8 protein-coding genes and 3 pseudogenes are annotated in these 10,817 nt (G+C 41.9%); 7 read left to right on the forward strand and 4 right to left on the reverse strand.

Translation table 11 applies throughout. The annotated features are described in order from the left end of the window. The coding region (locus J3491_RS11630; protein WP_207970323.1) for a VWA domain-containing protein at window positions 1-2,037 on the forward strand (2,037 nt) is incomplete at its 5' end. A 96-nt stretch (window positions 2,038-2,133) separates the two neighbouring features. Here the strand turns inward: J3491_RS11630 and J3491_RS11635 are convergent. Next, window positions 2,134-2,883, reverse strand: coding sequence for a hypothetical protein (locus J3491_RS11635; RefSeq protein ID WP_207970324.1), 750 nt, complete (start codon window positions 2,881-2,883; stop codon window positions 2,134-2,136). Between the two features lie 73 nt (window positions 2,884-2,956). Here J3491_RS11635 and J3491_RS11640 point away from each other — a divergent pair, with 73 nt between their 5' ends. The 4 genes and pseudogenes from J3491_RS11640 to J3491_RS11655 all read left to right on the forward strand — a co-directional run. Beyond that, on the forward strand, window positions 2,957-4,507 hold the full coding sequence (locus tag J3491_RS11640) for a TolC family protein (protein WP_243456381.1): 1,551 nt from the start codon (window positions 2,957-2,959) through the stop codon (window positions 4,505-4,507). Between the two features lie 12 nt (window positions 4,508-4,519). Then, complete coding sequence (locus J3491_RS11645) at window positions 4,520-6,838, forward strand: type I secretion system permease/ATPase (RefSeq protein WP_207970325.1); 2,319 nt, start codon at window positions 4,520-4,522, stop codon at window positions 6,836-6,838. After that, window positions 6,831-8,000 carry an HlyD family type I secretion periplasmic adaptor subunit gene (locus J3491_RS11650; RefSeq protein WP_207970326.1) on the forward strand — a complete coding sequence of 390 codons (1,170 nt, stop codon included), beginning with the start codon at window positions 6,831-6,833 and terminating at the stop codon, window positions 7,998-8,000. The genes J3491_RS11645 and J3491_RS11650 overlap by 8 nt, the downstream gene beginning before the upstream one ends. A gap of 231 nt (window positions 8,001-8,231) precedes the next feature. Beyond that, window positions 8,232-8,348: pseudogene (locus J3491_RS11655) on the forward strand (IS5/IS1182 family transposase); the annotation flags it as partial. Window positions 8,349-8,384: 36 nt separating this feature from the next. Here the strand turns inward: J3491_RS11655 and J3491_RS12135 are convergent. The 3 genes and pseudogenes from J3491_RS12135 to J3491_RS11665 all read right to left on the reverse strand — a co-directional run. Then, window positions 8,385-8,491, reverse strand: a pseudogene (locus tag J3491_RS12135) (transposase family protein); the annotation flags it as partial. 69 nt (window positions 8,492-8,560) lie between these two features. Next, a pseudogene (locus J3491_RS12140) lies at window positions 8,561-8,842 on the reverse strand (helix-turn-helix domain-containing protein); the annotation flags it as partial. A 214-nt stretch (window positions 8,843-9,056) separates the two neighbouring features. Further along, a complete protein-coding gene (locus tag J3491_RS11665; protein ID WP_207970328.1) occupies window positions 9,057-9,473 on the reverse strand; it encodes a DUF4236 domain-containing protein in 417 nt (138 codons plus the stop codon). A 203-nt stretch (window positions 9,474-9,676) separates the two neighbouring features. Here J3491_RS11665 and J3491_RS11670 point away from each other — a divergent pair, with 203 nt between their 5' ends. Continuing rightward, entirely contained in the window at window positions 9,677-10,207 is a 531-nt protein-coding gene (locus J3491_RS11670) for a hypothetical protein (RefSeq protein WP_207970329.1), read from the forward strand. Next, window positions 10,188-10,817 (forward strand): hypothetical protein (locus J3491_RS11675; RefSeq protein ID WP_207970330.1); only part of this gene is annotated, 630 nt, incomplete at its 3' end. The genes J3491_RS11670 and J3491_RS11675, both read left to right, overlap by 20 nt.

A 10,817-nucleotide genomic window follows, 5' to 3' on the forward strand; every position in this document is an offset into this window, starting at 1 on the left:
AATGATGGTGAGACGCTGCAGGATAGTATTACTTATACCATGACCGATGCTGACGGTGATAAATCAACGGCTACCTTGACCATTACCATTAATGGCCGTACGGATGGCAATCCATCAGTGAAGGCTGAGACAGTTATAGTCTCAGAAGAGGGTCTAGTTGGTGGTCTTCCGGATGATAAAGGAGGAAATGACACCACTAATGAAACTACGGCTATGGGTCAAATAGTGCTAACTGCAGCACAAAATATTCCTTTAGCCGATCTCAGTATTCAACTGACAGGGCCAGAGGGTATTACAGTACAAGGCAAAGATGTTGTCTGGAACTGGGATAGTGATACAGACACTCTGACAGGGCAAGTAGTTTTGAATGTAGGTGAGCCTGCGACTGATGTTATGACTATAAAGGTAAATGACGTTGAAGCTGATGGTTTGGATTATGTGGCATCATATGAAACGACATTACTACATGCGATTGATCATCCTGAGAAAAATATTGAAGATGAGATAGATCTTACATTTGAGTTACAGGTAAATAATGGTACAGAGATATTATCAAGTGGAGATCTCGTCGTAACAGTGGAAGATGACTCTCCTGTCGTTGATTCAGGAGACATCTCTATATTCATAGAGCCTGCAGCTTTTAATTTATCAGTTATTTTAGATATATCAGGTAGTATGCAGGCACTTGCAGACTATACTAATTCTTATACCGAAACTCGTTTAGATGTCGCGAAAAATGCAATTAACAAATTGATTGATAGTTATTCAGGAATGGGTGACGTCATGGTACAAATAACATTATTTGATGGTGAAGCTTCTACGCAAGACGTATGGATGACAGCAGCTGATGCTAAAACTTTTATTAGCACCATTGAGTCTAATGGTGGCTCTACTAACTATGATGCTGCCCTTGATATTGCTATACAAGGTTTTGACAAACCTGGGAAGCTCGAAGGTGCGGAAAACTATTCTTACTTTTTAACAGATGGTGAGCCTGCTTACGGGCAAGGTGGAGTAAATTCGTTATCTCCTGGTTACAGTGGTGATGAGGATACAGGTATTCAGTCTGGTGAAGAAAAAATATGGACAGATTTTTTAATTGAAAATAAGATTAAGTCTTATGCATTTGCGATAGGAGATGTGGATTCTGTTGATTCTATATCACCTGTCTCTTTTGATGGACAAAAAGGTGAAGATAACGATAGTGAGCTTGCTATTGTGGTAAAAGATATAAATCAATTAGAAAATTTGTTTGAAGAGTCGGCGTCTGAAAATAGACCTCAAGGTACCACGAATTTAATTAAAGGTGGTATTACAGAAGGGATAACAGCAGGATATGGTGCTGATGGAGGCAATGTTCTGAGTTTTACTGTAGATGGAAGTACTTATACTTATAGCCGTACCACAGGGGATATGACTGTAGAAGGCGTCAATGGGGGTACTTACGACCAAGAAAGTACCACGGTTACCATTCAAACTATAGCTGGTGGTACTATTGCTCTAAACTTTGAATCAGGAGATTACACTTATTACGCTAAACCTAATTTTGACGGTACCGCGTATAAAGAAGACATTTCTTTCTCAGTAGAAGATAAGGATGGTGATACAGCTTATGCTGAACAAACGCTGAATATTTCAAGTAGCAATAATGACACCATTGAGTTTTCAGCAGATAAAGCTTCGATGGATGGTGGTGATGGCTTCGATACCTTATTGATTAATACTGTCGAAACTATCGACTTTATTAGCTTTGACAGCAGCAAAATTGATAATATGGAACTCATTGAGTTAGGTAATGGTGTACAGTCATTGACCAACCTAAGTACCAGTGATGTCATCAACATGACTGATAGCAACGATACGCTATTTGTCGATGGAGATACTGCTGATAGTGTGCAGCTATCTAGTAATGATTGGACCAATACCAACAATACCACGATCCAAAACGGTAATACCTATGATATCTATAGCTTTAGTGATAGTAATGGTACTCACAATGTGATGATTGATACTGATATTACTACCACTATTATCTAATCCAAACCTTATCTATAACTGTGACAAAGAAGCCATACTTGTGAACCGTCCAACATTTGGGGTCAGTTCACTGTGATGGCTTTTTTTGTTACGTATTTAGTTGTTTTTTGACCTGTCTAATGAGGTGATAGGATAATCAGGTATCAGCACTTCATCAATGGGATTCGCAGGTACAGAAGGCTCTATAGGTTGACTGGCTCGCTGCTCGTTGATCTGTTGCTGATTGCGCTCTTTAACGGTATTGATGAGAGCAAATAGACGCTCAGCGTTCTCTTCTAGCTCATCCTCTAAGTGCTCATATTCTGCAGTGGTTTGTAGCTGCTGAGTCGAGTTGTCGTTAGCGCTACGGCTATTTTTATGAGTATCATTTTTGGCAGTTTGAGACGTATTTTTATTGCTCGCCTTGGTATTTGCCGTTTTATTACTTGACGTATCGAGATCTGGTGTATGAGTACTGGAATTTAGTGGGTTTTGGTTTACGGTAAAAGCTAGCATATTAGTAGGTTGCTTGGGTGCCTTATCTTTCGCTATGCTGGCATCTTTTGATGCTTGCGCTACTTTCTGCGTAGGAGTTGTTATCACTGGCAGGTCGGTTTTTTGCTTTGTTAGCATGGTTTTTTTGTTATCATGGCGTTCAGTTGACTGGGTTACGTTGACTTGCGGCGTATCATGCGATTGCGCTACAACGGGTGCAGGCTGAGTGTGATGAGTCGCTTGCTGAGTGTCAGTGTCCGGCCTTTCATATAGGGTTACGTACAATACCAGTGCAACCATCAAATGTAGCAGTAGCGCCAATATTATAGCGGTGATGGTTCTATGTTTTAGCGTTTTTGCTAGCACTGGCATAAGCGATAAATCTCCATGAATATCAATAGATTGAATATTAACACACTATCCTTTTTTAATTGAGCCTGATGTTATGAGTATGAATCGTTACCGTATTTTGAGCGCGTCTTGTTCAGTGCTGAGTATCAGCATGCTATTAGTATCGTCTATGACTGTCGCTGTGGCTGCTGATAACTCAGCAAAAGTAGTCATGCCTATGTCAGTAATAACACCATCTGCTATATCGAACATAGCCATGAATGGTCAGATTGATGGTCTGATTCGTCACGCAGTGGATAGCCATCCTTTGATAGGTTCGGCACGTGCTGAGCAGCAGGCGACGACAGAGAGTATCCGTGCTGCCAAGCTCAACTTGCTGCCAGCACCGACATTGTCATCAGGCTATGATCGTGACGATGGCATGGTCTCTCAGTTTCAGCTACGGCAGTCATTATGGACGGGTGGCAAGCTTACTGCCAACGTCAATCAAGCACTTTTTGATGATAAAGCAGCCACAGAGTATATTTACGAGCAACAGAATCAAGTCGCCAAAACCACCATTGAGGCATGGCAAAGCTATATCACTGCTGTGTCTAAGCAGCAAGTCTATTATGATAATCTGCAACTGTTGACAGAGTTTGAGGAAATGATGCAGCGCCGAGTCAATCAAGGTGTATCGGCGCGTATCGAGATGGATTTAGTAACCAATCGCATCTTACAAGAGCAAAACTCGTATCAAGCAGCAGTAGAGCAGCAGCGTATTGCTATCGCTCGATTAGAGCAAATCACTGGTCGTAAGCTGTCAGCAGCTGATCTGCCAGTGCCGAATATCGGTGAGCTTGTCAGCTATGCCAAAGGCTACTCTCAAACCTTTGAAAAAATGGCATTCGATCAGGCCAGCTTTTATAATCCTACTGTGGTAAAAGGGCACTATCAAGTTGAAGCGGCTAAGCAAGAAGTTAAGTCATTACAGGCGGCGCGTTATCCGACTTTTTATGCACAGTACGAATACGACTATTATCATGATGAAAATAGAAACAACAATCAGAATAATAGTGAAGGTGAGTTTTCGGTAGGCTTAAGCTATGATCCAGGAGCGGGTCTATCTAATTTGGCACTAGCCCGGGCATCAGCCTCACGAGTAAACAGCCTTTCACAGTCAAAAGAAGCGTCAAGACGACAAGTGCTTGAGACTATCCAAACCCAATATCAGCAGTTTGCTAGTGCTAAGGATCAAGAGCGCTCTTTGATCGCAGCAGTCGCAGGCGCACAAATTGTGGTGAGCTCTTATCGCCGCCAGTTTATCGCTGGACGCAAGTCTTGGCTTGAGGTGCTCAATGCGGTGCGCGAGCATTCTCAATATCAGGCGCAGTTGGTTGAGACACGAACGTCTATTATTGCAGCATATTATAAACTGCAAGTTGATTTTGGCATGATGCCATGGCAGAAGTTTGATCAAAGTCGTCAGCCAGACCCGCTGTTCCGCCCACTAGATCCCGTCAAAAACTGGTTTATTCGTCAAGATGCTGCTAGGCAGGTGCCCGATCAGGCAGTTATTGAGCCAGTCGTATTGCAATCAGATCATGTCGCCAAGCCCAAGAGTGCGACAGGGGTAAACACTTATCCCCTCCCAGTAAACCAGTAGGATATATGTATCATGAGTACCCCTTTTTCAGCTTCTGATGAGGCCAAAGCCGATGATGAATCACCAAATGACGCTGCAGAAAATACCGCCGCCCAGCTATCGATACCTACTGTTGATGAGCAATTGAGTGAACAAGCAACACAGTTGGCCACTGCGTTACGTACTTTACTTACCCAGCAAGGCTATCCTGTAGATAATGTACGTCTCCATAGCGTGCTGCATCAACAAACGGAGCTGACGACTCTATCTAGTGTTGTTAAGGTACTGGAGCAATTAGGGGTTGAGCAACTGCCAGAGGCATTACCCATGCCAGATGCAGCTTTTCTACCTTTACTGGCCTTACATCCTACACAAGGCTGGGGTGTGATTGAACAGCAAACACCACAAGTGCTGTGGCAGTTTCGTCAAGCTGAGCATGTGAGTGCCCATCCAAGTGATGCTTTTATTCAGCTATTGCGAATACGATTAGAGGGCGAGCCTAGTAAGCGTAAACGGTTAAGCTTTGATCAGATTCTAAAAAAAGACCTCAAAAACTACCGTGGCATTATTGTAGAGGCAGTTGTTGCCTCGTTTTTAATCAATATGTTGGCACTTGCCGTATCGCTGTTTTCGATGCAGGTCTATGATCGTGTGATTCCAACTCGTAGCGAATACACTTTGATTATTTTAGCGAGTGGGGTAGGTCTGGTCATCTTATTTGAAACTTTTATGAAGTTTGCCCGCTCCAAGATTATGGATAAAGTGGTGGTCAATCTGGATCAGTACTTATCTCGCGAAGTGTTTCAGCGCTTATTGAATGTGCGGATCGATCAAATGCCAGGCTCGGTAGGGTCGATGGCAGCGCAGCTACGCGGTTATGAGCAAGTGCGCGGATTTTATACCGCCAGTACTTTGTTTGGCTTGGTCGATATACCGATGGCGATCATATTTGTGACCCTTATTATTATTATTGGTAATCCATTAGTCGCTTTAGTGCCTATTGTTGCCGCCGTGGTGGCGATTGTCCTAGGTCTTAGTGTACGCAAGAAAATCGACAGTATCGCCGCTGTGGGCGCGCAAGCCTCTTATCGCAAGACAGGTATCTTAGTAGAGACGGTAGAGGGCGTTGAAACGATTAAGGCCGGATCAGGCAACTGGAAGTTTTTGTCACGCTGGCTTGATGTAATGAACATCACCACCAAAAATGATTTGGATATGAAGCATGCCAATGACAACCTAAGTTACTTGTCACAGATGATACAACAGGTCAGCTATGTCGGTATTGTGATTGTGGGTTCTTTTGTAGTGATGTCAGGAGATATGACCATGGGTGGCTTGATCGCTTGCTCAATCTTAGGCGGTCGTATTTTAGCACCAGTGATGGGTATTCCTAATCTATTGGTACAGCACTCACATGCCAAAGCTGCCAAACTTAATATAGAGCAGTTGTTCTCACTAGAGCAAGACAATCACGGTGTCAGTCACCCGTTATCGCCCAGTCATATCTCAGGTAATTTTGACTTAGAAAAAGTGATATTCAACTACCAAAATAATGATCAGCCCGCTTTAGCTATCAGTAGGCTACAGATTAAAGCAGGCGAGCGTATTGCTGTTTTAGGACCTATTGGTTCTGGCAAATCAACCCTATTAAAAGTATTGTCTGGATTATATGCGCCCACACAGGGCAGGGTATTGTTAGACGGGCTTGACATGCAGCAGATCAGTCGTGAGTCTTTGAGTGCGCAAGTGGGCTACCTACAACAGGATCATCGCCTTTTTGAGGGCACGCTACGAGAAAACCTATTGATCGGCTTACCAGCGCCTAGCGATGACGTTATGTATGATGCGTTGGTCAAGACGGGACTGATTAGACTAGTTGCCAGCCACTCTAGTGGTTTAGATCTGCCTATTAGTGAAGGAGGCAAGGGATTATCAGGAGGACAAAAACAGTTGGTTGCTTTTACACGCTTAGTATTAACCAAGCCTTCGGTGGTATTGATGGACGAGCCAACCGCCTCTATGGATAATCGGCAGGAAGCACAGTGTATCGATGTGTTGCATAAGCATTTTGGAGAAGATCATACTTTAATCGTGGCCACTCACAAAATGCCACTGCTGCAATTGGTTGATCGCATCATCATTATGGACAATCAACAAATCGTGATAGATGGGCCAAAATCAAAAGTGCTGGCCCAATTACAAAGCAATGAAGAGCGAAAACCTGCTCATAAAACCGCAGTAAAGGTCAGCCAACCAAAAACTCGTGTTATCAGTAAAAAAACCTCAAGTATTGAAGTGAAAGCTGATGATCAGTCTGATAAAGATGATAATGTGGGGCAAGCCAATGAATAATTACCAACATAAGTCTTATGATCCTAAAGTTGGACGTACCCGTATCATTATTTGGGGCGCTCTATTCGGTATCATTGTATTAGTTATTTGGGCTTATTTTGCAAAAATAGATCAGGTGACTCGAGCCACAGCAACTGTTATCGCTAGTGCTCGTACACAAGACATTCAAGCGGTTGAGGGTGGCGTATTGACTGATATCTTAGTCAAAGAAGGTGAAGACGTCACTAAAGGGCAACTGGTTGTTACCTTAGAAGAAGAGCGGGCACAAGCGGCAGTCGCCAATGCAAGCTCTAAAATAGCAGCCCTAAAAGCCAAGCTGGCTCGACTTGAAGCTGAAATATATGAGCGACCATTAACGTTTCCAGATGATATTTTGCAGTATGATGAATATATAAACAATCAAACGCAACTGTACAATCGCCGCCGCCGTGCTATCAAGCAGGATGTTAGTTCTTTACGAAAAATGATGGTATTGGCAAATCAAGAGCTGAGTATGAACGAGCCTTTACTTGCTCATGGAGATGTCAGTCAGGCTGATGTAATTAAGCTCCGTCGGCAAGTGGCAGAAATACAGGCGCAAATCACCAACAAACGTAATAAATACTTTGAAGAAGCGCAGTCGGAAATGACCAAGGCGCAAGAGGAGCTCAATACTGAGCTTGAGCAGCTGCGCGACTACTCGCAAGTATTGCAAGAAAAAAACCTATATGCCCCCACAGATGGCAAAGTCAATAATATCCTCATTACCACTATTGGCGGGGTCGTAAAGCCTGGTGAGATTATTATGGAAATATTGCCAACCAGTAGCGATCTCATCGTTGAGGCCAAGATTAGCCCAATGGATATTGCTTATGTGAAAGAAGGTCAGGTGGCTACTGTCAAGCTGGATGCCTATGATTATTCTATATTTGGTGCTATGAATGGCAATGTGGTTTATATCAGTCCCGATACTCTGATGGAGCAAACACCGAAAGGTGAAGAGCCGTATTATCGAGCGCAAATCAAAATTACGGGCGCCGAGTTTGAAGACCACCGTGACGAAATAGTCATTAAACCAGGTATGACAGCCTCAGTCGATATCAAAGCCAAAGAACGCTCGGTGCTATCCTATATTACCAAGCCTATCACCAAAACATTCTCTGAAGGGTTAGGTGAGCGTTAAGACTTGTATAAAGCTTTAAGCAGATGCGTTTACCATATATCTGCTATATTTTATTGATAGTAGTTTTCAACACATTTAGATAACTATTGAGTAAATTGAAGACGCGCCCTAACCTTGCCGTCAATCCTGTAAACATAAACTTGAGAGATTTTAGGGTGTGTCCCTAATCTGGAAAAGTAAGTATAAAGGCTTTGAAATAAAGAGACTATTTCAAACATGGCTCTCTAAATTATGGCAAGAACAGTGCTTAATGATAATACATGGGAACAACTCCAAAGTAGCATGAAGGCTCATGGCTGTCATACTTGGAAAAACGACAGACAAGTCATGGAAGCCATATTGTTTAGATGTTTGCATGTCCAGTATCAATCCTGTTTGCCAATGAACGATAACCTGCGCTTTTAAGGTGTGTTGTTTTTTCTTACCGCTGTAGTAGTCTCTTTGGTTTTTTTTGGACGCTCAATAGGGGTTTCGGTAGCATCGACAATGACGACTGACCAACTGATGTCCTCATAGACACGACTAGGCAGCTTTTTAGGTAATTCAAACTTACCTGAATCGACAAGTACGTCTTCTACTTTACGAATGATACGGCTAGCAGAAGACTCATGAATACCAAAGTCCATACTGATATGATAAAGCGTGCGGTATTCACGCCAATAAGTCAGGGCTAGTAGTATCTGCTCCTTAAGACTGAGCACACTTGGTCTACCTGATTTGGTCTTAGATGCTTCATGCTTTCGCATGGCCTCAAGCATGTCATAAAAAGTGGCTTTATGAATGCCAGTGTAGCGTTTAAAACCAGCGTCACTTTGTTCGAGTAGCTTATCTATGTTTGGCATATCTATTAAGTAAGTAGAGTTCAATAATATACGTTGTGTCTTACAATTACTTTTACAAGAGGTCTACTGTAAGCAAGAAAATACTGTTTTTATAAACAGCACATATTGAAAAAAACGTTATCTAAGCCGGATAACATTTTTTTCAATTATTTAATCGCTTCTATTGGTACAACAGGTGATTCATACGATAATGAATTTCCTAGACAGTTGAATGTTAGCGCAGCATGAACAAAGTAACAATTATCCATCCCATACTCACCACACGGCTAACCGTCGAGTGTCCCTGCCTTAACGTGAACCAGGCAAAAATAATCGGCAATAGCAAGATACCGATAGCAAGCCAAGCACTCACTTTTCTTTCAGTATTACTGATAATACGCTGATCAACGTTGTTAGCAGAACTGTGCGGTGATGAGGAGCGAGTTTTAGATCTCAAAGGTTTGTCATGTGCTTTATAAGATGAGTACGACAAGCCGCTACCGGGGATGCCTACCGTACCACGTCTGCCTTTTTTACCAACATTCACTGTCGCGCCGCGTTTGCCTACCGACAAACTAGAGCTCTCTTTTTTAGTGATACTAAGGCGTACACCAGGCGCCAGCTTAATACTTTTTCTAAATAGAAAACCCATACTATTCACGCCTATTTTAAATCTAATGTCATTTATCAAGCCTGCCCAAATGGCAGGTTTTTTTGTCTTTAAACCACTCACAGAATTACGTACTAGCAATAGGCGACACTAGTTGACGCATATCGTTCTATCGACTGTTTTATCTGGCCAATATTAATCGTATAGTTAGAGTGGAGGTAACTAAAAACTAGAGAGTGATAAATATGGAAAATGTTTCTATTGCTAAACTAAAAAAACAGTCCGTCTTTACTTTTCCAGAGAGTAGTACCTTATTTTATATCTATCAGCGGCTTATCAGACCACAAATCCAAGCGTCTAACCACTTATCCACTCATCAAAAAATGAGCTTTGTCAAACCTATACTATTAATGAAAAAGGATAACAGAATATTTTTAACCAATAATTTTGAGATTTTTTATCTTCTAAAGACAGCCAATATCGATCAAGCTTTATTAAGTCAGATAATATTAACCGTACAAATCAGCGAAGACCAGTTCTTTGTAGACACTGTGTTTTATGAACTCATTGATATTATTACTAGATATCAAAAAATATTAAACATTGAGGCGATCTATCAAGATATGAATGAGTTTTTAACACCAGAGCTGAACCAGCAACTGTTTGAAAAAAATATCTTTTCTATACCCACTTTTTGCTATCTGATTAACATTCATGAGCAGACCTATTATAAGCGCTGCAAAAAGGGAGGCTCAAGTGTCAAAACACAACTATAAGCTACGTGAGCAGCTGAACAGACATCTCATTATAAATACAATCAAAGACTTGAAAGGCATTGACGGTTTTAATCATCGAAAAGCTGCGCTGCAAGCCATCATAGATGTCGTGATAGCCATACAAGATAGCTATCACGGCACAGATGGTCAGAACGTTTTAATTGAAGCAATTATTCAGATATTAGTGCTCAGACCTGTGGTACGTTATGAGATGAAAATCAGCAAATCTGACTTGGCTAAAAAACCGCTCATCATGCAATTGCTGATTTTGATGCAGGATATCGTTGTAACACGTCAAAGAAGCGCTCAGCAGAAACTACTGTGGCTAGCGATTGCCATGCATACCGCTGTACTACTTATGCATTACAATAAAAAAACGCATACGAACAATATGCTCATGCAGTTTAAATTGGCGCAGTTTTCAGAATCTAATAAGCGGACTTGGATTTGGGATGAGCTACCCGATACGCCAACAATGAGTGCAAACGGTATCTTAGCCTCGTTAGAGAACATTTTAGGGTGTGTTGACATATATAGAATAATTGATAATCATAGTGTTATGACTAGATTAACCCTAAGTGATGCCCAGTGGGCAAAGATAGCACCGTAT

It is taken from the genome of Psychrobacter halodurans (genome assembly GCF_017498075.1).
In the GTDB taxonomy this organism is placed as follows: Bacteria; Pseudomonadota; Gammaproteobacteria; order Pseudomonadales; family Moraxellaceae; genus Psychrobacter; species Psychrobacter celer.

What these genes read in the sequence shown, in the direction of transcription:
- J3491_RS11640 (WP_243456381.1), top strand. Translation starts at nt 2,957, where the DNA reads ATGAGTATGAATCGTTACCGTATTTTGAGCGCGTCTTGTTCAGTGCTG.
- J3491_RS11665 (WP_207970328.1), bottom strand. Translation starts at nt 9,473, where the DNA reads ATGGGTTTTCTATTTAGAAAAAGTATTAAGCTGGCGCCTGGTGTACGC.
- J3491_RS11650 (WP_207970326.1), top strand. Translation starts at nt 6,831, where the DNA reads ATGAATAATTACCAACATAAGTCTTATGATCCTAAAGTTGGACGTACC.
- J3491_RS11645 (WP_207970325.1), top strand. Translation starts at nt 4,520, where the DNA reads ATGAGTACCCCTTTTTCAGCTTCTGATGAGGCCAAAGCCGATGATGAA.
- J3491_RS11670 (WP_207970329.1), top strand. Translation starts at nt 9,677, where the DNA reads ATGGAAAATGTTTCTATTGCTAAACTAAAAAAACAGTCCGTCTTTACT.
- J3491_RS11635 (WP_207970324.1), bottom strand. Translation starts at nt 2,883, where the DNA reads ATGCCAGTGCTAGCAAAAACGCTAAAACATAGAACCATCACCGCTATA.